This window comes from Clostridium sp. UBA5119 (genome assembly GCF_002414285.1).
GTDB classification, from domain to species: domain Bacteria; phylum Bacillota; class Clostridia; order Clostridiales; family Clostridiaceae; genus Clostridium_J; species Clostridium_J sulfidigenes.
In genome coordinates, this window is the sequence record NZ_DHYX01000048.1 from 5,003 (window position 1) to 28,242 (window position 23,240).

The 23,240-nt window shown below is 29.5% G+C and carries 23 protein-coding genes, 1 tRNA gene, 1 pseudogene and 2 riboswitches; of the genes and pseudogenes, 13 read left to right on the forward strand and 12 right to left on the reverse strand.

The window, feature by feature from the left end; all coding sequences use genetic code 11:
- Positions 1-139: 139 nt before the first annotated feature.
- Positions 140-820, forward strand: a complete 681-nt coding sequence (locus B2671_RS06685) for a ComF family protein (protein WP_346869707.1) — start codon at positions 140-142, stop codon at positions 818-820.
- A gap of 529 nt (positions 821-1,349) precedes the next feature.
- Here the strand turns inward: B2671_RS06685 and B2671_RS06690 are convergent.
- The 4 genes from B2671_RS06690 to B2671_RS06705 all read right to left on the reverse strand — a co-directional run bounded on the left by B2671_RS06690 (position 1,350) and on the right by B2671_RS06705 (position 2,954).
- Positions 1,350-1,658: a hypothetical protein gene (locus tag B2671_RS06690; protein WP_346869708.1), complete on the reverse strand. Its 309-nt coding sequence runs from the start codon at positions 1,656-1,658 to the stop codon at positions 1,350-1,352.
- A gap of 46 nt (positions 1,659-1,704) precedes the next feature.
- Positions 1,705-2,070, reverse strand: coding sequence for a hypothetical protein (locus B2671_RS06695; protein WP_346869709.1), 366 nt, complete (start codon positions 2,068-2,070; stop codon positions 1,705-1,707).
- Between the two features lie 437 nt (positions 2,071-2,507).
- Positions 2,508-2,756 carry a spore coat protein gene (locus tag B2671_RS06700; RefSeq protein WP_346869710.1) on the reverse strand — a complete coding sequence of 83 codons (249 nt, stop codon included), beginning with the start codon at positions 2,754-2,756 and terminating at the stop codon, positions 2,508-2,510.
- A 12-nt stretch (positions 2,757-2,768) separates the two neighbouring features.
- Positions 2,769-2,954 carry a hypothetical protein gene (locus tag B2671_RS06705; RefSeq protein WP_346869711.1) on the reverse strand — a complete coding sequence of 62 codons (186 nt, stop codon included), beginning with the start codon at positions 2,952-2,954 and terminating at the stop codon, positions 2,769-2,771.
- 441 nt (positions 2,955-3,395) lie between these two features.
- On the opposite strand from B2671_RS06705, the gene B2671_RS06710 reads away from it, so the two are divergent.
- The 4 genes and pseudogenes from B2671_RS06710 to prfB all read left to right on the forward strand — a co-directional run bounded on the left by B2671_RS06710 (position 3,396) and on the right by prfB (position 8,876).
- The gene (locus B2671_RS06710) at positions 3,396-3,878 is read left to right on the forward strand and encodes a hypothetical protein (RefSeq protein WP_346869712.1); all 483 of its coding nucleotides are present in this window, start codon (positions 3,396-3,398) and stop codon (positions 3,876-3,878) included.
- Positions 3,879-4,488: 610 nt separating this feature from the next.
- Positions 4,489-5,019 (forward strand): ribosome hibernation-promoting factor, HPF/YfiA family, encoded by a 531-nt coding sequence (gene hpf, locus B2671_RS06715; protein WP_346869713.1) that lies wholly within the window; start codon positions 4,489-4,491, stop codon positions 5,017-5,019.
- Positions 5,020-5,272: 253 nt separating this feature from the next.
- Positions 5,273-7,766 (forward strand): annotated as a pseudogene (gene secA / locus B2671_RS06720) (preprotein translocase subunit SecA).
- Between the two features lie 2 nt (positions 7,767-7,768).
- Positions 7,769-8,876, forward strand: a protein-coding gene (gene prfB, locus B2671_RS06725) for a peptide chain release factor 2 (RefSeq protein ID WP_346869714.1) whose coding sequence is annotated in 2 segments (ribosomal slippage) — positions 7,769-7,846 and positions 7,848-8,876 — 1,107 coding nt in all. Because the reading frame shifts where the segments join, the coding sequence is not laid out codon by codon here.
- Between the two features lie 6 nt (positions 8,877-8,882).
- Here the strand turns inward: prfB and B2671_RS17580 are convergent.
- Together B2671_RS17580 and B2671_RS06730 are read right to left on the reverse strand one after the other, a co-directional pair.
- Positions 8,883-9,182, reverse strand: a complete 300-nt coding sequence (locus tag B2671_RS17580) for a M28 family peptidase (protein WP_414632621.1) — start codon at positions 9,180-9,182, stop codon at positions 8,883-8,885.
- A complete protein-coding gene (locus tag B2671_RS06730) occupies positions 9,110-10,231 on the reverse strand; it encodes a M28 family metallopeptidase (RefSeq protein ID WP_346869715.1) in 1,122 nt (373 codons plus the stop codon). The genes B2671_RS17580 and B2671_RS06730 overlap by 73 nt, the downstream gene beginning before the upstream one ends.
- A 125-nt stretch (positions 10,232-10,356) precedes the next feature.
- Here B2671_RS06730 and B2671_RS06735 point away from each other — a divergent pair, with 125 nt between their 5' ends.
- Positions 10,357-12,531 (forward strand): Tex family protein, encoded by a 2,175-nt coding sequence (locus tag B2671_RS06735; RefSeq protein ID WP_346869716.1) that lies wholly within the window; start codon positions 10,357-10,359, stop codon positions 12,529-12,531.
- 147 nt (positions 12,532-12,678) lie between these two features.
- Positions 12,679-12,792: riboswitch (FMN riboswitch) on the forward strand.
- 312 nt (positions 12,793-13,104) lie between these two features.
- Positions 13,105-13,734 carry an ECF transporter S component gene (locus B2671_RS06740; RefSeq protein ID WP_346869717.1) on the forward strand — a complete coding sequence of 210 codons (630 nt, stop codon included), beginning with the start codon at positions 13,105-13,107 and terminating at the stop codon, positions 13,732-13,734.
- Between the two features lie 136 nt (positions 13,735-13,870).
- Here B2671_RS06740 and rimI read toward each other — a convergent pair whose 3' ends face one another.
- The 4 genes from rimI to B2671_RS06760 form a co-directional block, all read right to left on the reverse strand.
- Positions 13,871-14,317 (reverse strand): ribosomal protein S18-alanine N-acetyltransferase, encoded by a 447-nt coding sequence (gene rimI / locus B2671_RS06745; protein WP_346869718.1) that lies wholly within the window; start codon positions 14,315-14,317, stop codon positions 13,871-13,873.
- Positions 14,310-15,017, reverse strand: a complete 708-nt coding sequence (gene tsaB, locus B2671_RS06750; protein ID WP_346869719.1) for a tRNA (adenosine(37)-N6)-threonylcarbamoyltransferase complex dimerization subunit type 1 TsaB — start codon at positions 15,015-15,017, stop codon at positions 14,310-14,312. The genes rimI and tsaB overlap by 8 nt, the downstream gene beginning before the upstream one ends.
- Positions 15,014-15,472 carry a tRNA (adenosine(37)-N6)-threonylcarbamoyltransferase complex ATPase subunit type 1 TsaE gene (gene tsaE, locus B2671_RS06755; protein WP_346869720.1) on the reverse strand — a complete coding sequence of 153 codons (459 nt, stop codon included), beginning with the start codon at positions 15,470-15,472 and terminating at the stop codon, positions 15,014-15,016. The genes tsaB and tsaE overlap by 4 nt, the downstream gene beginning before the upstream one ends.
- Positions 15,473-15,566: 94 nt before the next feature.
- Positions 15,567-16,820, reverse strand: coding sequence for an HD-GYP domain-containing protein (locus B2671_RS06760; protein ID WP_346869721.1), 1,254 nt, complete (start codon positions 16,818-16,820; stop codon positions 15,567-15,569).
- Between the two features lie 271 nt (positions 16,821-17,091).
- Between B2671_RS06760 and B2671_RS06765 the strand changes: the two genes are divergently transcribed.
- From B2671_RS06765 to B2671_RS06790, 6 genes are all read left to right on the forward strand, one after another.
- Entirely contained in the window at positions 17,092-17,712 is a 621-nt protein-coding gene (locus B2671_RS06765) for a CBS domain-containing protein (RefSeq protein ID WP_346869722.1), read from the forward strand.
- Positions 17,713-18,111: 399 nt separating this feature from the next.
- On the forward strand, positions 18,112-18,672 hold the full coding sequence (locus B2671_RS06770; RefSeq protein WP_346869786.1) for a DUF3867 domain-containing protein: 561 nt from the start codon (positions 18,112-18,114) through the stop codon (positions 18,670-18,672).
- A gap of 83 nt (positions 18,673-18,755) precedes the next feature.
- Positions 18,756-18,831, forward strand: a tRNA-Trp gene (locus B2671_RS06775).
- A 290-nt stretch (positions 18,832-19,121) separates the two neighbouring features.
- Positions 19,122-19,793: a hydrolase gene (locus B2671_RS06780; RefSeq protein ID WP_346869723.1), complete on the forward strand. Its 672-nt coding sequence runs from the start codon at positions 19,122-19,124 to the stop codon at positions 19,791-19,793.
- Positions 19,794-19,848: 55 nt separating this feature from the next.
- Positions 19,849-20,379: a hypothetical protein gene (locus tag B2671_RS06785; RefSeq protein ID WP_150844086.1), complete on the forward strand. Its 531-nt coding sequence runs from the start codon at positions 19,849-19,851 to the stop codon at positions 20,377-20,379.
- A 222-nt stretch (positions 20,380-20,601) separates the two neighbouring features.
- Positions 20,602-21,753 carry an MGDG synthase family glycosyltransferase gene (locus B2671_RS06790; RefSeq protein WP_346869724.1) on the forward strand — a complete coding sequence of 384 codons (1,152 nt, stop codon included), beginning with the start codon at positions 20,602-20,604 and terminating at the stop codon, positions 21,751-21,753.
- A 97-nt stretch (positions 21,754-21,850) separates the two neighbouring features.
- Here B2671_RS06790 and B2671_RS06795 read toward each other — a convergent pair whose 3' ends face one another.
- Together B2671_RS06795 and B2671_RS06800 are read right to left on the reverse strand one after the other, a co-directional pair.
- Positions 21,851-22,228, reverse strand: coding sequence for a hypothetical protein (locus B2671_RS06795; RefSeq protein WP_346869725.1), 378 nt, complete (start codon positions 22,226-22,228; stop codon positions 21,851-21,853).
- 254 nt (positions 22,229-22,482) lie between these two features.
- On the reverse strand, positions 22,483-22,749 hold the full coding sequence (locus B2671_RS06800) for a GIY-YIG nuclease family protein (RefSeq protein ID WP_346869726.1): 267 nt from the start codon (positions 22,747-22,749) through the stop codon (positions 22,483-22,485).
- 204 nt (positions 22,750-22,953) lie between these two features.
- Positions 22,954-23,134: riboswitch (cobalamin riboswitch) on the forward strand.
- The last annotated feature ends 106 nt before the right edge of the window (positions 23,135-23,240 follow it).

A 23,240-nucleotide genomic window follows, 5' to 3' on the forward strand; every position in this document is an offset into this window, starting at 1 on the left:
ATAAGGATTTGATTTATATATCTAGCAAGATAAATAGAAGATCTATGGCAGAGCGAGAAGAGGTTATTTTTCTTTGTAATAGTGAAACTGAGGATATGGATAGATGTAAAAATATTTTAAGGGAGTTAAATAAAAGAGCTTGGGAAGAGGGAGTTTTGAAATTATAAAACAGATAGTAGATAATATATTGTCCACTATATATGGGATAGATGATAAATGTATAATATGTGATGAGTATGAAGATAAGGATTATATTTGTAAAAAATGTAAAAAGAGCATTAATATAATTAATATAGAATCCTCAATAACTCACCAAGATGAGGAATTTATAAGCTATTCTTTAGGATTCTACGGCTATGAATTAAAGAAATTGATTTTAAAACTTAAATACAATAAGAGTTTTTTAGCAGGAAAAATATTAGCAGGTTATATGAGTGATTTCATATTAGAAAATTTGAAGGATAAGGTAGATATATTAACCTTTATTCCAAGTAGTAAATCTGCTTTAAAAAGTAGAGGGTTTAATCAATGTGAAGTACTTTGTAAATATATAAGTAAAAATTGCAAAATTCCTTACAAGGAATTGCTTTATAAAGCAAGTGATAGTGCAGATCAAATTGGATTAGACAATATAAAAAGATGGGAAAATATAAAGGATTCTTTTATAGTTAAAAATAAAAAAGAAATAGAAGAAAAGAGAGTGCTCATTATCGATGATGTAATTACATCTGGAGCTACAGCTTTTTATGCGGCGAAAGCTATTAAGGAAATAAAGGCCAATGAAGTTTTTATATTGACAGTGGCGAAAAGTAGAGTATAATATAAGAGTCGGGTTTGTGGTTGAAAGTCGATGCCAGTCGCAGGCGAAACGATCCACGTAAATTAAATAAAATGTTTAATGAGCNNAGAGGTAAGTCCTACCGCTTTAATGCGAGAGAGTTAGTAGTGAGAGGGTAATTCTGGGTAGCAAAAGCTCCAGTAGGCGAGTGTGGGGTCAAAGACCAGGTCAAACGACATAAAGTGCCCTGTTTTTAAGGGTTTGCAGGTTTACGGACCTGCACTTTTTTTATATTTTTTAAGAATTCCCGACCTATTCCCCACCTATAAATCATAAATGACATCTATTTAGGTACACTTATCCTATAATTTTGAAGAGCTTTCTTAGTGTTTTCTTTATTTATATGGGTGTAAATCTTATGAGTAATCCCAGAACCTTTTTTATGACCAACTATAGCTTGTATAATAGGCTCAGGAACACCGTCAGTAGCCATCTTAGTTATAAAATGTATGTCTTAGTTTGTGAAACGGTCTATAAGGTATTTCAAATTCACTAAGAGCTTTTCCCATTGTCATATTAAATATCTCTTACTCAAAACATCACCTAGTGGATTAGTAAAAACAAAATTATATTTATTATCATAAAGTCCTCCAACTTTAAGTTTACCCTTATTATTTTGAGCTTTAGCTACCTTCCACATATCATCAAAATTCTTTGTATAATCTATATCTCTTACAGAGCTTAAAGCTTTAGGTATTGTTATTTTAAAACTACCACCGATAGCATTTCCATTTTCATCAAAGTCTTTCGTATATATTACAGATTTACTTATGTGTAAAATCCTTCTTTTTAAGTCTACATAATCCCAACTTAATGCCAATATTTCTCCTTCATGCATTCCAAGGCTAAAACCAAGATAAGTTATTCTAGCTATGTGTCCCATATGGATAATTAAGAATTCTATCCTGTTCTTCGGAAGTAAATATTTCTATCTTTGCTGAAATCTTTTCTTTTAAATAATATATTTGTCCAGGAACTTTTAAGCTAACACAAGGATTTTTCAATAGTGCATAAATTTCAATCTGATAGTTAAAGAATCTTTTTAGAAGCTTATATATTTTAGCGAGTAGAAGATAGTTCCTTACCTTACTATGAAGATTGTTTAAAAATGTTTGAATCATTATAGATTTTATATCTTTAATTTTTTTTATACCAATACTAGAATTTTTAATATAAAGCCTATAAATAGATTCATATGTTTCAAATGTACTTGTTTTAATACCAATAGTCATTATGAAGTGTACCCTGTCAAGTAGATAAGGTAAATAAGAAGTTATATGATACGTTTATAGCTTGTTACTAATATCATATTTTATGTATTAAGCAAAGAGACATATAATTAATTTAAGTATATATATGTTTAGTCATAATCTTTATTAGTTGTATAGTTGTATTTAACAGACATTAAGAGTAGTAATTATACAGCTATAATTACTACTCTTAATACTTTTGAATAAATTTTAGGTAATACATAAGTTAATATTTTTAAATATTAATAGAGTAACATTAGTATTTAAATTTAAAAGAAAATATTAAACCAATAGTAAGATTAGGTATTCCAGTAACCATAAATCTCATTGCATAATTAGTATTTTTAAATTTAAATATGAGTATTTAAATTTAAAATAATGATCTTATAAGTTTTACCTATAGAGTTATTACTCTAAAATTATCCCTGTGAAAGCTCTTGTTTAACAGTAGTAATTTCACTAGCTGATGCTGGCTGAGCTGGAATATAATATCCCTTTTCTTTTGCTTTTTGGAAAAGAGCATATTGTCTAGCTTCATCTTGATTTCTAAGAGTTTGAATAGTTCTACGTAATTCTTCATTTTCAGTTTCAGCTATTATTCCACCATATTTAGCTAAGCTTGAATCTAATCCAGCTAAATAATCACTTATCATTTCTTTTTCTTGCATTTCAACTACCTCCTATTCTAAGAAAGCCATTAGCTTTTCTTTACTTGTTTTTGCATCATTAGCATCTTTTTTTAACATATCTTTTAATTGAATATCAGTACATTGATCTGCATAACAATTTAGCTTTTTCTCAATTGTACAATGTCCTCCAATTAAATGACGTAAGTTTTGTAATTCCATTTCATTTAAGTTTGCCATATCTATACCTCCAATCTACCATATTGCAATATTAATATTTGCATCTATACGCCATATTATTCTTATTTTTAAACATTATTTAGAAATACTAAAATTAAAATATAAAGATGCTATAAAAACATTGAAATCATAAGTAATCACATTGGAAGTATAGAAAAATGAATTTAGTATAGGAATATTATGGTGTTTTTTACTTGAATGAGTTTTATATAATATATGAAATATATTAAGTCGGGTTTAAAACACCTTCTTCTACTATAATTAAAAGGTAGAAAGTAATTATAATATTACTTTCTACCTTATTTTTCTTTTGTATAAGCACATGGTTTAAGATGTATTTAGAATATAGACATATAATTTAAAATTTATACATAATAAGTTGACAATATTTCATAAAATGGTAAGATATTCATGTAACTAAAATATTTTAGGGGGTTAATTATGAAAAAATTTTTAAGTATATTATTAAGTGGACTAGTGGTTTTAGGCCTAGTTGGATGTAGTTCAAGTACCGCATCAAAGTCGGATAATCCACCAGTAGAAGTAAAAGAGGAAGCAAAAGAACCAAAGAAGGAATTACCACCAGTTACTATTGAAGAGTTACCTATGAATCTTAAGATTTTAGAACCAGATTCAATTGGTGAGAGGTATATGGAAGCAACATTTACTAATAACTCTAAATATGCTATAAAAGGATTTAATGTAACAATTTTATTAAAAGGTAAAAATGAAAAAACATTCATTAGTAGTTATGATACTGTTATGCCTGGTGAAACTTCACCAAAATTTGAATCACTTGCACCTGAAACAGGTAAGGCTGAGGATATAGAGTATTTGACATATGATATAACCGTAGTAGATGATAAAGGAACTGAAATATACTTATCTTATGATGTAAAATTAAAAAAATATGAATGGCTATAAATGATAAAGACTAGGGATTAACCTAGTCTTTTCTTTTGTCATCAAAATCTTTAAAACTTAATTCCTGATTTTTTCCTGACCAAGTAAGCTAATAGAAGAATAATTTATAGTAAGTTATAAGTAAAAAATATAGCAAAATCAACACTTATCATAACTTATAGTAATGTATAAGTAGACTATTTTCTAAAAGCGAGTGTGGGTTCAAAGGCCAGGTCAAACGACATAAGAACCTTAGTGGTACTAATTAGCAGTCTTTTATGGACTACTATTTTTTCATTATATGTTGAAGTTGTGGTTTTAATTTCAGCTATGAAATGATATTAAAATTTATAAATATGGATAAACAATATTTATATTTTTAGTATATGATATCTAGCACATGTAATTTTATTATAACATAAAATATGAAAGAAATCATATACTATGTAAAGACGATATAAGTCGTAGAGTGAAGGAAAAGAAAGCTAGAAAAGGCTAGAAAGAAAACTTTTCAGAATATTGAGTAAAGTCTTCTTGCAAGTATTTATGGTAAAGTTTAAAATATAATTACAAAATAGAAATATTAAAAGGAAGCACAATAATACTTTTTAATATGAGGGGAGCTGGAATTATGAAAGTTAGAGTTATAGGAAGAAATATAGAGGTTACTGAAGGGCTTAGAGCTGCAGTAGAAAAGAAGTTATCAAAATTAGATAAATTCTTTGTAAATAATGAGAATGCTACAGCTACACTAAGTGTGGAGAAGAACATACACAAAATTGAAGTAATAATTCCGTTTAACAGTGCATTATTAAGAGCAGAAGTAAGAAATGGAGATATGTATAATGCAATAGATACTGTAATTGACAAGCTTGAAGGTCAAATAAGAAAACAAAAAACTAAGCTTGAAAGAAGAAATTATGACAATTCTTTAAAATTTAATAATATAGAACGCTATGCTGACTATGATGAAGAAAAAGAGCCAAGGATAGTAAAGACTAAAAGATTTGCTATAAAACCTATGAGCCAAGAAGAAGCGGTATTACAAATGGAACTTTTAGGACATGATTTCTACGTATTTATGAATGGCGATACAGAGGAAGTAAATGTTGTTTATAAAAGAAAAGATGGAAATTATGGTTTAATTGAACAAGATTTCTAAATTTAATCTTAATGAAAAGTTAAAAATATACTTTTTATATTAATAAAAACTCTATGGCATTAGCTATAGAGTTTTTTATAGTAATAGAAATTATTAATTCTATGTTAAAATAGAACAAAATTTTACTTATTTTGGATAAAAAATATAGGTATAAAGTTGAAGTGACAAAGAATAACTGATATAATCTTAATTAGTATTTATGTGATGATTATAGCTAACAAACCTGAGATAGAAAGAGTGAGGATGATTTTAGATGAAAATATTTAACAAGATATTTGGTACCTACAGTGAAAGAGAAATTAAAAGAATTATGCCAATAGTTAAGAAGGTTAATTCACTTGAAGAGACTATAGAAAAATTAAGTGATGAAGAATTAAGACAAAAGACAGAAGAATTCAAAGATAGATTAAAAAAGGGTGAAACGTTAGATGATATTCTTCCAGAAGCTTTTGCAGTAGTTAGAGAGGCATCTAAAAGAGTTCTTGGTCTTAGACATTATGATGTTCAGATTATAGGTGGAGTTGTATTACACCAAGGCAGAATTTCAGAGATGAGAACAGGAGAAGGTAAAACTTTAGTTGCCACTCTTCCATCTTATTTAAATGCCTTAGCTGGAAAAGGTGTGCACATAATCACAGTTAACGACTATCTTGCTAAGAGAGATAGAGATGAAATGGGAAGAGTTCATGAATTTTTAGGTCTTACAGTAGGAGTTATAATTCATGGTCAGACGCAGATAGAAAAACAACAAATGTATAATTGTGATATTACTTATGGTACTAATAATGAATTTGGGTTCGACTACCTAAGGGATAACATGGTAGTTTATAAAGAAGAAAAGGTTCAAAGAGAATTAAACTATGTTATTGTGGATGAGGTTGANNATAGATGAGGCTAGAACTCCACTTATAATATCAGGTCAAGGAGATAAGTCTACTGATTTTTATAGAATTGCGGACTTTTTCGTTAAAGGATTATTAGAAGAAGATTATTTAATAGATGAAAAAAGAAATTCCGTTATACTTACTGATGAAGGTATAGCAAAGGCAGAAAAATATTTCCATTTAGAAAATTATGCAGATCCTGAAAATATGGATATTCAACACCATTTAGTTCAAGCATTAAAGGCAAACCACATAATGAAGAATGAAAAGGACTATATAGTAAAAGATGGAGAAGTAGTTATTGTTGATGACTTTACAGGAAGACTTATGGAAGGTAGAAGATATAGTGATGGATTGCATCAAGCTATTGAAGCAAAAGAGGGAGTTAAGGTTGAAAAAGAATCTAAAACCCTTGCAACTATAACATTCCAGAACTACTTTAGAATGTATACTAAGCTTGCAGGTATGACTGGTACTGCTGAAACTGAAGAAGCTGAATTTAGAGAGATTTATGGTCTTGATGTAATAGTAATACCAACTCATATGCCAATAGCAAGAGTAGACCATCCAGATGTTGTTTATAAGACTATTAAAGGAAAATATAAGTGTTTAGTAGATGAGATAGGAGAAACTCATAAAAAAGGCCAGCCAGTTTTAGTTGGTACAGTGAGTATAGATAAGTCTGAAGTGATTTCTGCTATGCTTAAGAAAAAAGGAATACCACACCAAGTATTAAATGCTAAGTACCATGAAAGAGAAGCAGAAATTGTAGCATTAGCTGGACAAAAGGGTGCTGTAACTATTGCTACTAACATGGCTGGTAGAGGTACTGACATTAAGCTTGGAGAAGGAGTAGTAGAACTTGGAGGCTTAAAGATATTAGGTACAGAAAGACATGAATCAAGACGTATAGATAACCAATTAAGAGGACGTTCTGGTCGTCAAGGTGATCCAGGTGAATCTAGATTCTATATTTGTCTTGAAGATGATTTAATGAGAATATTTGGTTCTGAGAGACTTGGAGGTATGATTGATAAATTAGGGCTTCAAGAAGAAGATGCCATTGAGAGTAGAATGGTTAGTGGTGCTATAGAAAGTGCACAAAGAAAAGTTGAAGGAAATAACTTTGACGTTAGAAAGAATGTTGTTAAATATGACGACGTAATGAATAAGCAAAGAGAAATTATTTACAAACAAAGACAAGAAGTTCTTATGGGGGCTAATATAAAAGATCAAATACAAACAATGATAAAGGATGTTATAGAAAGTTCAGTTAATACTCATATTAGTGGTATAGACGATACTTTTGAAGATGAATTAAATAAATTAATAAAATACATGGAAGATGTATATCTACCAAAAGATACTGTTACAATAGATGAAATTGCTAAGTTATCTAATAATGAGATTGTAGAATTATTACTAGATAAAGCAATGGAATTATATGCTGAGAAAGAAGTTGAATTTAGCGAAGAGCAAATGAGAGAAATTGAAAGAGTTATCCTACTTAAGATAGTTGATTCTAAGTGGATGGATCATATTGATAGTATGGATCACTTAAAACAAGGTATAGGACTTAGAGCATATAAGCAACAAGATCCAGCTCAAGCGTATCAAATGGAAGGTAGCGAAATGTTTGCGGAAATGATAGAAAATATTAAGCATGAAACAGTTAAGTACCTATTCCATGTTAAAGTTGAGAAGGCTCCAGAAAGAGAAAGAGTAGCTGAAATAACTTCAACTAATGAGGATAATTCTTTAAAGAAAGAGCCAGTAAAAAAACAAGCTAAACCAAATAGGAATGACCCATGTCCATGTGGATCAGGATATAAATATAAGAACTGTTGTGGAAGAGGAGAATAAAAGTGATATTACAATTAGAAGAATGCTTAAATGAAGTAAATGTCATCAGTAGAAAATTACAAGAATTGAAGGTGTCTCTTTGACATAGCAGCAGAAGAAAAGAAATTATCTGAACTTGAGTTTAAAATGCAAGAAGTGGATTTTTGGAGCGATATAAATAAGGCACAAGAAATTACTCAGAATGCAAAATCAATAAAGGATAAATTAGATAATTTTAAAAATTTGGAGATTAGAACAGAAGATGTTCAAATTTTCATAGAGATGAGTTTGGAGGAGGAGGATTCCTCCTCTTATAAGGATATAAAAAGTGAATTAAAGTCTATAGGAGAAGAGATAGAAAATCTTAATATAGAAACTCTTTTAAGTGGAGAATATGATAGAAACAATGCTATACTCGAGCTTCATACAGGTGCTGGAGGTAATGATGCCCAGGACTGGACTAATATGTTATACAGGATGTATACCAGATGGTGTGAAGCCCATGGTTTTAAGGTTACAGTTTTAAACTATGTGGCAGATGATGAAGCTGGAATTAAAGCGGTTACTATTAAGGTTACTGGGGATTTTGCCTATGGATATTTAAAATCAGAAAAGGGTGTTCATAGATTAGTTAGGATATCACCCTATAACTCTAGTGGAAAAAGGCAAACATCCTTTGCTGGATGTGAAGTTTTACCAGAGCTAACTGAAAATCAAGATATAGAAATTAGGTCAGAGGATTTAAAAATAGATACCTATAGATCTAGTGGGTCAGGTGGACAGCATGTAAATACTACAGATTCTGCAGTAAGAATAACCCATATACCTACTAATATAATAGTGCAATGTCAAAATGAAAGAAGTCAGCACACTAATAAGGAATATGCTTTAAAAATGCTGAAAGCTAAGCTTATAGATATTAAAATTCGTGAGCATAAGGATAAAATTGAGGATATAACAGGGGAGATAAAGGATAATGCATGGGGAAGTCAGATAAGATCCTATGTATTCCACCCTTATAATTTAGTTAAGGATCATAGAACTGGAGCTGAAACTTCTAATGTAGGTTCAGTAATGGATGGAAATATAGATATGTTTATAAATGAATATCTAAAACAAATAAAAGAGTAGTTTCAATTAACTACTCTTTTTTGTGTTGTAATAGATAGCACTTAGAATTACAGAAGCGCCTAAGGATAGAAATAGAATTAATTCTAAATGATTATATAGTACATTACTAGAATAACTATCTTTAAATATTTGAGTTTTCATAACACTAAAGCATCTATCAATTGCTTCTTCGCTAATATATTCTATTTTATCATTTGGGGTGTGAATTCTAGATAAATCATAGTCACAAAGGGTTACAGCTTCAATCCCTGCATCAACAAAGGAACCATGGTCACTAGAATTCTCGAAGATGTAATTAAAATATATTTTTNNGTTTTATCTTGGAATGCCTTAGTTAATTCTTCTACTATAGGAGTTTTAGCCGTATTAGTTTTACCAGCCATAATACAAAGAGGAGTACCGTCATAGCTTCCAATCATATCAAAGTTATAAACTCTACTTCCAGATATTAAGTCTTTATATTCTTCTACAAAGGCTTTAGAGCCTTTAAGGCCAAATTCTTCAGCATTAAAGGAAACAAAGATTATATCTCTATCAGGAATGCCTAAGGTTTTAATGTACTTAGCAAGCTCTAAGAGAAATGATACTCCAGAAGCATTATCTAAAGCTCCGTTATAAACAGTTCCACCTAGATCAGTACCTATATGATCGAAGTGGGCACCTAAGATTAAAGGTGGAAGAGATGAGTCCTTACCTTTAATTACACCTACTATGTTATTGATACTTGCTTCTTCTATAGAATAAGGTATATAGGTGTAGATTGAAAAACCTTCATTTAAATAACTTTCTATTTCGGCAAGAGTTTCCTTAGTCACTGTAATAAATAGCCCTTTGTTACTTTCTTCGTAAAAAGAGCTTCTAAACCCAAGAGTATTATTAGAAGAAGTATAAAATATTGCAGTTCCCATATCATTAGAAACTGCTATTGCATCATTGTTTCTAGAAGAGACATCTAAGTTATCAAACTCTATCTCTGTATTCCTAAAGTTAAGTAAATCTTCTTTGTAATTAACACCGTATTCTAAAATCTTATGTATTTTCTTATCTTTATCAATAACTGCAATCATAGGTTCATCTGACAAACTCTTAGGGTAATTTACTTGAAAGCTTTGGTAATAGCCATTACTTAGGGGTTCTAATCCTATGTGTTCAAACTCATCCTTTATATAGGCACCAACTAAAGCATTTTCTAAGGTTCCACTTAATCGCCCTTTAAACTCATCAGAAGATAGATAATGGATAGTATCTTTTACTTCCTTAGCATCGAAGTTTTTAGTTAGCATTAGGCTATTATAACTGATGGAAGAAAGGATTAGGGAAAAGGTTAAAAGAGAAGAAACTATAAATTTTTTCATGGCATCACCTTAAACATTACTATATTAGTATATGTATGAAAAAGTTATTTTGATTATGATAAATTTTCTAATAATGTGATAAAATTAAAGAATACTATGCTTAGAAACAATCAGGAGGAGAAAAGATGTCAATTATAAACGAGAAGTTAATTAAAGAGTTTCCTATGAGCAAGTCTCAAGTGGAGGATGTAATAGAATTATTAGATGAGGGTAATACAGTGCCTTTTATAGCCAGATATAGAAAAGAAAAAACCGGTGGTCTTGATGATGTAATCTTAAGAAAATTTTCAGAAAGACTTACATATCTAAGAAATCTTCAAAGTAGAAAGGAAGATGTTATTAGATTAATTGATGAGCAAGAAAAATTAACAGACGAAATTAAAATTTCTTTAGATAAAGCTGAAACTTTAACAGAAGTAGAAGATATTTATAGACCATTTAAGCCTAAAAAGAGAACAAGAGCTATAATAGCTACAGAGAAGGGATTAGTACCATTAAGTGAGTATATCTTATCTGGAGAGGGAGAAAAATCTCCTGAGGAGTATGCTGCAGAGTTTATAGATGAAGATAAAGGCGTAACTTCTATAGATGAAGCATTACAAGGAGCTATGGATATTATCAGTGAAAAGATTAGTGATAATGCTAAGTTTAGAAAGTGGATAAGAGATTATGTGGTAAATAATGGAGTTATAGAAACTAAAGGAAGCAGTGAAGAGAGAACTCAATATGAAATGTATTATGAGTATAGTGAAAAGGTAAAATTCATACCTTCTCATAGAATTCTTGCTATAAATAGAGGAGAAAATGAAAAAGTTCTTTCAGTTAAGATTACCTGTGATGTAGAAAAAATAAAAAGCTATATAAGCAAATTTATGGTCACTGATAATATGAAGTGTAATGAGTATGTTAATACCAGTACAGATGACTCTATAAAGAGATTAATATATCCATCTATTGAAAGAGAAGTACGTAATATGCTTACGGAAAAAGGAGAAGATGGGGCTATAAAAATATTTAAAGAAAACCTTAAGGCGCTTCTTATGTCTCCACCTATAAAGGGAAAAACTGTAATGGGCTTTGATCCAGGCTTTAGAACTGGATGTAAAGTAGCAATTCTTGATGATACAGGTAAGTTTTTAGAGTATGTCACAGTTCATGCTACAGCTGCAAGTGAAGCTAAGGTTAAAGAGGCTAAAGAAATATTAAAGAAGATGATGATAAAACACAATGTAGATGTAGTTTCTCTTGGAAATGGTACTGCATGTAGAGAGTCAGAAGAGATATTAGGGGAAGTTATAGCACAGATAAAGAAAGAAACAGGTAAAGATATATATTATGTAATAGTATCTGAAGCTGGGGCCTCAGTTTATTCTGCATCAGAGCTTGCAACAAAAGAATATCCAGATTTAGATGTTACGGTAAGAGGAGCTATATCCATAGGAAGAAGGCTTCAAGATCCTCTTGCTGAGTTAGTAAAGATAGACCCTAAATCTATAGGAGTAGGTCAATATCAGCATGATGTTACTGTAAAAAGATTAGATGAATCTCTAAAAAATATAGTTGAAGATTGTGTTAACAATGTAGGAGTAGATTTAAATACAGCAACACCAGCACTTTTATCTTATATTTCTGGAATAAATTCTGGTATAGCTCAGAATATAGTTGCCTATAGAGATGATACAGGAAAGTTTAAATCAAGAAAAGAGCTTTTAAAGGTAAAGAGATTAGGAGCTAAGGCCTATGAGCAATGTGCAGGATTTTTGAGAGTTGATAATAGTAAGGAGCCTTTAGACGGTACATCTGTCCATCCGGAAAGCTATGAAGCTTGTAAAAAACTTATGACTATCCTAGGATATGATGGTAAAGATTTAAGTGGTAAAAATATAGAGGGTATAGATGAAAAAGTTAAAGAGGTAGGAGTATCTAATTTAGCTAAAGAAGTAGGTATAGGGGAACCAACTCTTTTAGATATTATAAAAGAACTTAAAAAACCAGGAAGAGATCCTAGAGAAGAAATGCCAAAACCAATATTTAAAACTGGGGTTATGGAACTATCTCAGCTTAAAAAAGGAATGAAATTATTAGGAACCGTTAGAAATGTATCAGATTTTGGTGCCTTTGTAGATATTGGAGTACACCAAGATGGCCTTGTTCATAAAAGTCAATTAAGTGATAGATTTGTTAAGCATCCACTAGATGTAGTTAAGCTAGGAGATGTAGTAGAGGTTACAGTAATAGATATTGATGAAAAGAGAAATAGAATATCTTTATCAATGAAAAAAGATGTAGAGTTAAAATAAAGTCTGTTTGCGTAGAATAACATTTAAAAAGTAAGATATAAGTTTAAAAATATCGTTAAAAAAATATCTATTTTATCTATGAATTTTAAAAAATATATTGAAGTGTAATGATTTTCATGATAAGATTAAGATGTAATAAAAGTTAATAATGCACTTCAGGGCGGGGCGTAATTCCCCACCGGCGGTAAAGCCCGCGAGCCGAAAGGCTGATTCGGTGAAACTCCGAAGCCGACAGTATAGTCTGGATGAAAGAAGTAGGTATATAGTATTTTAGTGATGCTTGTTTTAGCCCTGATTTTTAATCAGGGCTTTTTTAGATTTGTTATAAGTATTATTTTTAACAATTAAGTTATAATGAACAGTATTAATGAGATAGTCATTAGAGAAATAACAAATCTGAAGGCATTAGGGTACTATAAACAGAGTTCTTAGCTTCTTTGAAGGTTAGAAATCGTTATCCAGGGACGTAGACAATCTTAACACCCATTTCGAAGAAGATGGGAGTATTAGAGTGGATAGTCATCGGATAAATTCACCCTATGAAGTATGCAATAAATTTAGGGGGTATTAAAAATGAACACATCTAAAAATGTAAACAAATTAGTAAAAATCTCTTTATTAGTAGCAATAGCATTTATATTAATGTTATTTGAATTTCCAATACCGGGATTTCCACCATTTTTAAAACTTGATCTTAGTGATTTACCAGCACTTATAGGTGGATTTGCATTGGGACCAGTGGCAGGAGTAATTATAGAAGGTGGAAAAGTAATATTAAATCTAGTTTTTCATGGCACTTACACCGGTGGAGTTGGAGAATTTGCTAACTTTTTAATTGGTGGGTCTTTTGTGTTTGTAGCATCATATGTTTATCATAAAAATAAAACTAAAAAGAGTGCAATTACAGGATTAATTTTAGGAACTATAATAATGACTATAGTAGGAGCAGTATTTAATTACTTTATACTAATTCCATTATATGCTACAATAATGGGTGGCATGGCTAATGTTATAGGAGCATCAGCAGCAGGAAACTCTAATATTTCTAGTTTAACAGGAATAATTGTTCTAGGAATAACTCCTTTTAATATTATAAAAGGAGCCATAGTATCTCTTATAACCTTTGTATCTTATAAGAGAATATCACCACTACTAAATAGAGAGAATGTTTTAGCTGAACAAGCTATGAAAAAGGGTGCCTAATAAAAATGTACTAAATCATATCTTTAATAATTTAAAAAATAAGTTGAAGATAAAATTAAAATATATAAAGATAATTTATAAAAAGACGATAAAAGAAAAATTCTTTTATCGTCTTTAAAATTTCAATATATACCACCTATATGTTGTGGTTCCACATAATGTATCCATCTTCTTTTGGATGTTGATAATAGTTTTTTCTTATACCTTCTACAGAAAAATGGTGTTTTTTATAAAGATTTATTGCAGCTATATTAGAGGCTCTAACCTCTAGAGTCATAGAAACAATATTTATATCTTTAGCAATCGTAATAAGGTTTTCTATTACCACATCTCCAAAATTATTTCTTCTATAGTCGGGATGAACTGCTATATTGGTTATATGACCTTCATCAAAGACAACCCACATTCCACCAAAGGCTACAACTTTATTACCTAACTTTACAACTATATAGACAGCGTTTTTATTAATTAGTTCTTTTTCCATAGATAGTAGAGACCAAGGGCTTGAGAAGCTTAAGTCAGAAATTTCTTTAACTCCTAATATATTAAGGGAACTCATTCTTTCAACAGTTACATCAGTCATGATTTTTTACCTTTTCTTCATATTCACGCTCGGCTTGGCAAAGTCTAAGATATACAGGTGAACTGCTAAGTACATTATCACCTTCATTGTTTATTAACCTAAGATAGCCTAAGTAGCCTATAGAAGATGCCTTTGTCACATTGATATGACTAGGTGCTATGGAAGCATTAGGTAGAGAAGTTAATATGATATCTTTAAATTTTGATGTGCCATCACCTATAAAAGTAATAGGCTCATTAAATTCTGAGCATTTATTTATTACATCTTCCATGGATAATAATTCAGGCTCACTTAAGACTACTAAATTATTATTTTCAAATTTATAAAAATTAGTATATACATTACCCCTCAAAGCATCAATTATAGGACAAATAATACCTTGGATATTAAAGAGATTATTTGCAAGTCCATCTAAAGAATTTATAGACACAAAGGGTTTATTAGTTGCTTGCACAAGACCTTTTATAGTTGACATACCGATTCTAAGACCAGTAAAAGAACCAGGGCCGCTAGAAACTACAAAGCCTTCTATATCTGATATGGATAAACCACAATTTTTTAAAAGGTTATCTATCATAGGCATCATAATTACAGAGTGTTGCTTTTTATAATTTATAATAGTTTCCCCTAATATCTTATCGCTATCAATAATAGCCGCAGTTGCACATTCAGTTGCAGAATCTAAGGATAAAATCTTCATAGCTTCAACTCCTTTATATAATTATATCTATCATTAGTATAGGAAAGAGTAATCTTTCTATAGGTTTCACCTAAGTCTGGAAGTTTAGCTATGTTTATAGTTAAACTTTCTTCTGGTATTAAATCTTCGATATAGTTAGCCCATTCAATGACGCTAACTCCATTTCCAAATATATATTCATCAAAGCCGATGGCAGCAATCTCATCGGGATCATTTACTCTATACACATCAAAATGATACAATTTTAATCTACCTTCATATTCATTAACAATTGTAAAGGTAGGACTAGTTATACAATCATCTATGCCAAGACCTTTTGCAATTCCTTTGNNAAGATGAGTCTTACCAGTACCAAGATCACCTATAAGGCATAAAATATCATTTTCTTTACACATTTTTCCTAGCTGTATACCTAGGGAATCTAATTCATCAACATTACTAACTATAAATTCCATCTGATTCACCTCATTAATATTTTAGCCTAAAAGAAAAAAAATGAAAAGCAAATAGTAAAATTACTTTTCATTAAATAACTGTATAATAATTAAATTAAGGTTTCTTTTCTACACGAGATACTAAAGTATTTTTAAAATGTCTTACTGCATTACCACAAATTAAGTTTCTATTTACCATATCATCTAATATATCAAATGCTTCATACATATACATGCCTTTTCTATAGGGCCTATCAGCAGTTAAAGATTGATATATATCACATACTCCAATAATGCGGCATTCTTCACTAAGGTCCTCAGCCTTAAGTCTTCGTGGATAGCCTTTACCATTTAATTTTTCATGATGACTAGAAGCCCATAAACTAATATCAGATATGTGGTCTATTTTATCTAGAATTAATTTAGTATAGTAGGTATGAGATTTGATAATAGAATATTCTTCTTCTGTTAAAGGACCATCCTTGTCCAATATACTGATGGGAATAGCTAGTTTTCCAATATCGTGAAGTAATCCTGCAATTTTCATTTTAAGGCATTTTTCTTCATTATAGCCTAAATGCTTAGAAACATTATAAGCTAAAGTAGCAATTTCCTTAGAATGTTCTGCAGTAAAAGAACTCTTATTATCAATAATGCTTGCAAATACATCAGCAATTGCTTCAAATTCCGATAGAGAGATAAAAATATCTTTCTCCGGTATTATATTATCAAGGATGAAATTCATATTAGGCAAATTTATAAGGTTTAACCAAAACTCTTCTTTGTCAGCTACCATGAGAAAAGCTTTTACAACCTGTGGTGAAAATAAAGTTTCATTGTGTAGCTTTACCCAATCAATAAGAATATCCTTTTGGATGTGGTAAGGCTTCGAATAATCTACCTGGATTTCAATTAAATCAGCTATTCTCAGAATTTGAGCTTCTATAGGAATTAGTGAACTTTTTAATTTTAAGCATCCACTACCATCATAATTTTCATGATGATAACGTATTATATCATATACTTGTATTAAGGATGGAATACGTTGAATCATTTCAGAGCCAGCAATGCAATGCTTTTTTATATACCATTTTGAGGTGTGAGACTCATCAAATATATTTTGAGTTCCAATATCATGAATCATACAAGCAATATATAAATTATAGTAAGAATTTTCATCTAGCTTCATAGTTTGAGCAATTTCTAAGGCTATATATGAGGTGCATCTAGAATGATTAGAAAATTGCTTATTTGAAATATCTTTAGCATGTGTTGGGTTTATAACATCCTCAAATTTACCCCAATCATTGTCTGTAAGATCCAAGGATAATGATAGAGCAGAAACTATATTCTTTATACTAATATTCATTTTGTCCTCCAAAGCATACCATTTATCTATATAAAAAATTTTAGCATATTTGGCAATGGAATGGTACTAAATATTGTAAAAGTAAATTTATATTTAAGTAAACAAATCTATATATTTTACGTATTATATTTTGGATACGTAAAATAGTAATAATTGATGCAATAATCAAAATATATTTAATATATTAATAATGAAATATATTAAAATACTAACATAGTATACTAAAATAAGGTATAATATAGAATAACAAATAAGTAGAGGAGGATAAATTATGTTTGTAAATAATTTGATGTTATCTAGAGAAAAGTTAATAACTGTAACACCAAAGGTAACCATAGGAGAAGCTCTTAAGGTAATGGAAGAAAATAAGTTTTTATCCATACCAGTAGTAGAAGGAGATAAATTTTGTGGAGTAATTTCAAAAGAGCAAATATACACATATTACTATGAAAAATCTATAGAGAGACAATGTTTACTATCAGATTTTCTAGTTGAAAATGTAATGAGAACTGATGTACCATCAATAACTCCTTTTAATGAAATTGAAGAGGCTGCACATTTCTTAGAAACTAAAAGTGTTTCATTTGTACCAGTAATAAATAAAAATGGAGAAATGCAAGGAATAGTGACACATCACGGTATTTTTCATCAATTTACAGAGTTATTTGGATTAAATAAAGGTAAACGATTAGCTGTAATTGCTTATGACATACCTGGACAAATATCTAAACTATCAAAAATAATTACTGAAAACAAAGGGCAAATTATAAGCTTTGTAGTTGTTGATCCTAAGAGCATAACAGAAGTTAAAGAGATAGTAATAAGATTAAGCACAGACAATATGGATGAAATTCTTGAGAAGGTGAAACAAGCTGGATTCAAGATACAGTAGCATATAGTTGAGTATGTATGTAACTACATACTCAACAGTACATAACTATATATTAAGAAAAGATTAATATATTTTAAATACATAATTAATACAGTAGTAATTTGAATACTTTTATAATATACTGATTTACAAACATATTTCTTAACTTTATACGATGACTATCAGCTCTAATACCCGCATCTTCTTTAAAGTGGGGGTAAAGAGCTCTGTTTATCATCTTTTAACATCAGTTATACTTAAGTAGATTCGTAATGTTTTTATTTCTGATATTATGCAACTATAGGAAATAAAAGTAATTAGAAATTAGATTTAATAAATAATAAGATACTAAAATACAAATTTATGGGATAAAATAAATAATGTGATAGAAGAAATATTGTATTCAAGGAGCTGGTTAAAATTAGTGATGTAATAGATTTTAATGAACTGAAAAATAAGGCTACAGATAAAGATGTAGATAAATTTGAGGATTACATATATTCTATGTATTATTCAATGGCTCAAGGAAAGCTATCCATGGCGGAAATGAGCAGAGAAATATTTAAATATATGAAGGAAAATAATATATCTCAAGAGAAATTTATGAATATTCAGAAGAAGGTTATGGAGAGGTATGGAATTTCTACTGAAGATGTAGAAAGCCAAATGAAGTCTATGGGTATAGAGAATGCTTTAAGTGGATTAGGTAATGAGTATGAAGATGCAAGAAAAATGGTCGGATTTCAAGAAAAGTATAAAGGAAAGCTTAAAGTAAAAAGTGTAACTTCATATAGCATTAAGAATGACAAGAATGATTTAGATATAATGCTTCAAGATGAGAATGTTATATTAAAAAGTTTTGGGAAAATAGATTTAACTGATAATGAGTTAAATGAATTTTTATGTTCCTATAAAAAGGTAATGAATAATAAGATGATAAATATTTCAATATGTGAAAATACTTCGACTTATTTATACTAGTATTGACTTAAGAATATGTTGAATAATTTATATAAAACCTCTTGCATTTATGTTTATTATATAATATAATAAACGAGTAACGAAGGGGTATAGCTCAATTGGTAGAGTAGCGGTCTCCAAAACCGTTGGTTCCGGGTTCAAGTCCTCGTGCCCCTGCCATAAGAACCTAGTGATTTTAGTAATCACTAGGTTTTTTTTATTGTTTTCTTTTATCTTATTTTAGATAGACAAAGAGAGTAGAAATATACCGTATAATTCCATAAAAATAATTAAATAAATTTATTGAGGAAGTAATAAACCTGTGATATAATCTGTAAGTTAAGAAAATAAAATAAGTTATTAATCACATTTTAAGTTTATATATGTGAGTTAAAGTTATCTATGTGAGGCGTGATTTAAGCTATGTTTTTAGAAAGAACATAGCTTTATGTGGTGAAGGGAGAAATTTTATGGAAAAACGTGTGCCAGAATTTAAAGGTTTACTAAGAAGTCATATGATTGAGTTACCTAAGGTTATTAGGGACGCTACTGGAATTGTTATATTTGGGAAAAGAATTAAATCTTTAGTGTTTTCAACTGATGTAGCAGTTATAAGAAATACTAATGCAGATGCTGTTATTGCAGTATATCCATTTACGCCTCAACCTAGAATAACTGAAGCACTATTACTAGCATCAGATATTCCAGTATTTTGTGGGGTAGGTGGATCTATTACTACAGGTAAAAGGGTAATAAATCTAGCATTGGATGCTGAATTTAAGGGGGCTATGGGGGTTGTAGTTAATTCATCTATAGGCAATGATGTTATTGAAGGGATGAGAGAAACTATAGATTTACCAATATTAGTTACCGTTGTTTCAGAGAAAGATGATATAGATGGAAGAATAGCGGCAGGAGCAACTATACTTAATGTATCAGGAGCTAAAGAAACTGCGAATATTGTTAGACATATAAGAAGTAAGTACCCAGATGTACCTATTATAGCAACAGGAGGTCCTACAGATGAGAGCATACGTGAAACTATAATTGCTGGGGCTAATGCTATAACATATACACCACAAAGTACTAGTGAGATATTAAATGAAATAATGATTAAACATAGAAAAAGATATGAAGACTAATTTCATTCAGAAATGTGATATTTGCAACGAATATTATATTTGAGGTGATTTATTTATGGACAAGGCAACTTGGATGTTAGGAATAATAGTGCCATTAATATCTGCAGCATTTGGTGGAGGTATATCTCTATTAATAATGAGAAAACTAATTATGGAAGAGAGAAAAAAATCTAAGAAAGAACGTGCTATAGATATTAATAATGATAAAATAAAAAGTTACAAGGAACTATTTGAACTAAATAAAAAAATTAAAGTCTTTGGAGATAAAATTAAAAATAACACAATACCTAATTGGATAAATGTAGAAAGCTATTATAGAGATGAATTTATAATAGAATTTGAAGAGATTATAAATAATTATAAATTTGTGAATGGTTATATTAATGACAAAAAGATAAATGAATATGCACAAAATGTACTTAAGTTATGCCAAACAATAGTAGTAGAATTAAAAGATAGAGAAAACTACGGTACTACTTCTGAAAAAGTAGAAACCTGTGTAGATACATTGATAGAAGTTTTAAATACAATAGAAAAGAATATTTTATCAGTAGTGCTAGAATTATCTATAGAGAAGTATAAGTAATATTAACTATTTATAGTGAATATATTTTATTCTAAGATAGTATCACGATGAACATATTATCAAATTTGTATTTGATAATAAAAGTATATGAAATGTTTATAATTTTAAATGGATTATGTTAGATTTAATTAATTGGACTAAAGCATAATAGGTGTGGTAAAATAAAATAGTTAAATTTACTACATAAGACCATGTGAAGTAAATAGAGAGAGGATTGTAAATATGAATATTCTTATTTTATCTGCATCTACTGGTGGAGGACATTTAAAAGCATCAAAGGCTTTAGAATCATATATTTTAGAAAATGAGTTAGATGCTAAAGTAAAAGTAGTGGATACCTTAGAGTATGTTAATCCATTTATAAATAAAATAGTAACTAAGGGATATATAGTACTGGCAAAGTATTTAAATTCCTTATATAAAAATATATATAATTTAACGGACAAGTCTGGGGTTTTAACATGTTTAGTAACAAAGTTAATTTATTTGTTTTCGAAAAAATTAATACCACTAATAGAAGCATTTGCTCCAGATGTAATCATAACTACTCATCCATTTCCTACAGAAATGATTTCTATATTAAAGGGAAATAGAAGTATAAAGGTGCCATCAATATGTATAATGACTGATTATGCACCACATAAAACATGGATAAAACCTAATGTAGATGAATATTGTGTAGCATGTGAAGACATGGTGGAAGGTATGATAGATAGAGGAGTTCCTCCAGAAAAAGTCCATCCTTATGGAATCCCTGTATATGATGGTTTTTTTCATCAAGATGAAGATGATAAAAAAATACTGTTAGATGAGCTGGGATTAAGCGAAAATAAAATGACTGTGTTAGTGATGGCTGGAAGCTTTGGAGTATATAATATAGAAAAAATCTATAAGAATATAAATAATATTCCTATAGATTTTCAAATTATAATTCTAACCGGTAATAATAAAAGACTATATAATAAAATTAAGGAACAGATTAAGTTTAGTAAAAAACAGACAAAGCTTATTAAGTTTACCAATGAAGTTCATAGATATATGAACTTAGCAGACGTTTTAATTACTAAACCAGGAGGGCTTACAGTATCAGAAGCGTTAGCAGCAAATCTTCCTTTAATTACTTTTGATGCAATACCTGGACAAGAAGAAGCAAATGCAAAGTTTCTATTAGAACATGGCATGTCCATATCTATAGGTAGAGGTGATAATTGTACTGAAGCTATAAAGGCTTTAATTAAGGACAAAAACAAATTAAAAGAGATTAAAGAAAATTGTATGACTTTTGATAAATCAAATTCAACAAATGAGTTACTAGAACTTATAAGAAGATTAATGAAAGAAAATGAAGCTGAATGTAATTCAGAAATCGCATAGAACTTAAATAATTAAGACCAAGGTTTTTAAGACCTTGGTCTTTTAATCTTATAATGGGAATATTTAGAATTTGACTTTATAATACGAGTCTTTAGGTTTATTTATGAGAGTTTTTAATAGCATTAATAAATTTATCCAAAAATTTAAATGAACCATTTTTAATGTGTAAAAATCCCATTATAGATAATATAACACCACTTAAAGAACCACTTATCATATCTGTCATAGTATCCGTAAGACTATTAAGTTGAGAGTCAAATCCCAATAGCTGATCTCCTGAAAATTCCCAGAACTCCCACAGCGTAGCTCCAGAAATAGTAAAGAGTAATATATATATCCCTATGAATAATGGTGGAAGGGTTTTCAGATTATTTTCACCTATAAGAGGTTTTAAAATTATTAAAGATAAAAACCCTAAAAGAGCCCCTGAAGCAAAATGAAGAAATATGTCCCACCAAGGTAGTATTGAGTACATATTATACATCCGACCTAATAGTAGAGATAAAAATATGAATAATTGTAATAAAAGGTCAGGTAAACTAGATAATTTAACCTTAAATATATTTAAAATTATATCTGGTATAAAGGACGTGATAAGAATTAATAGAATGTTGCTAATGTAATTTGAGTTATTATTAGTTTTTACAAATGAGTAATAAACAAATAGTATTAATAAAATTGATCTAAATATCCATTTAAAAAATAAAGAAAAAGAAGACTTTGTATTTTTCATTGATTTCCCTCCGTGCTATTTATGGTGTTTTCTATAAGAATAAGTTTTTCTGCTCTAGAAAGTTTTTTTATTTCGCATTCTCTTTTTAAAGCTGAAGATTTGTCAGGTAAATTTTCATAGTGAACAATTTCTACAGGTAGTCTGCATCTGGTGTATTTAGCCCCTTTACCACTATTATGGCATTTAAGCCTTCTGTTTAAATCAGTTGTCCATCCTGTATATAAAGTATTGTCATTACATCTTAATATATAAACAAAAAACATATCTTTACCTCATATAAAATATATTAAAAATTAGAATAATTATTACTGTTGTATAATACTATTTAAATAGTATATCATTATTTTATCATGAATATATTATACTGTTTTATAAATACTAGTATATTCATATTGAATTAAATTAAATCATAGGGTATAATTAAATTGGATTAAAAAGAAATAGCAAATAATATGTTGATTTAAATTGAATAAAGTATAGTTTTAGGTACATCATGTTTAATAGGGAAAGTGGTTAAAGTCCACTACAGCCCCCGCTACTGTGTACGAAGACGAAATCTCATAGAAAAACCACTGGAGTGTATTTCTGGGAAGGTGAGATGGAGGATGATACGTGAGTCAGGAGACCTGCCTAAAGCATAGATATGACACTTCGGAGGGAAGGGAGTTAATAGTTTGGTTTGTATATTTATTACAAATTATAATTCTGTTATGAGTTAAATTGAATTTTAACCTCTACCTTTTGGGTAGAGGTT

What these genes read in the sequence shown, in the direction of transcription:
- B2671_RS06695 (WP_346869709.1), bottom strand. Translation starts at nt 2,070, where the DNA reads ATGACTATTGGTATTAAAACAAGTACATTTGAAACATATGAATCTATT.
- B2671_RS06700 (WP_346869710.1), bottom strand. Translation starts at nt 2,756, where the DNA reads ATGCAAGAAAAAGAAATGATAAGTGATTATTTAGCTGGATTAGATTCA.
- B2671_RS06705 (WP_346869711.1), bottom strand. Translation starts at nt 2,954, where the DNA reads ATGGCAAACTTAAATGAAATGGAATTACAAAACTTACGTCATTTAATT.
- B2671_RS06710 (WP_346869712.1), top strand. Translation starts at nt 3,396, where the DNA reads ATGAAAAAATTTTTAAGTATATTATTAAGTGGACTAGTGGTTTTAGGC.
- hpf (WP_346869713.1), top strand. Translation starts at nt 4,489, where the DNA reads ATGAAAGTTAGAGTTATAGGAAGAAATATAGAGGTTACTGAAGGGCTT.
- B2671_RS06735 (WP_346869716.1), top strand. Translation starts at nt 10,357, where the DNA reads ATGTCAATTATAAACGAGAAGTTAATTAAAGAGTTTCCTATGAGCAAG.
- B2671_RS06740 (WP_346869717.1), top strand. Translation starts at nt 13,105, where the DNA reads ATGAACACATCTAAAAATGTAAACAAATTAGTAAAAATCTCTTTATTA.
- rimI (WP_346869718.1), bottom strand. Translation starts at nt 14,317, where the DNA reads ATGACTGATGTAACTGTTGAAAGAATGAGTTCCCTTAATATATTAGGA.
- tsaB (WP_346869719.1), bottom strand. Translation starts at nt 15,017, where the DNA reads ATGAAGATTTTATCCTTAGATTCTGCAACTGAATGTGCAACTGCGGCT.
- B2671_RS06760 (WP_346869721.1), bottom strand. Translation starts at nt 16,820, where the DNA reads ATGAATATTAGTATAAAGAATATAGTTTCTGCTCTATCATTATCCTTG.
- B2671_RS06765 (WP_346869722.1), top strand. Translation starts at nt 17,092, where the DNA reads ATGTTTGTAAATAATTTGATGTTATCTAGAGAAAAGTTAATAACTGTA.
- B2671_RS06780 (WP_346869723.1), top strand. Translation starts at nt 19,122, where the DNA reads ATGGAAAAACGTGTGCCAGAATTTAAAGGTTTACTAAGAAGTCATATG.
- B2671_RS06785 (WP_150844086.1), top strand. Translation starts at nt 19,849, where the DNA reads ATGGACAAGGCAACTTGGATGTTAGGAATAATAGTGCCATTAATATCT.
- B2671_RS06790 (WP_346869724.1), top strand. Translation starts at nt 20,602, where the DNA reads ATGAATATTCTTATTTTATCTGCATCTACTGGTGGAGGACATTTAAAA.
- B2671_RS06795 (WP_346869725.1), bottom strand. Translation starts at nt 22,228, where the DNA reads ATGTACTCAATACTACCTTGGTGGGACATATTTCTTCATTTTGCTTCA.
- B2671_RS06800 (WP_346869726.1), bottom strand. Translation starts at nt 22,749, where the DNA reads ATGTTTTTTGTTTATATATTAAGATGTAATGACAATACTTTATATACA.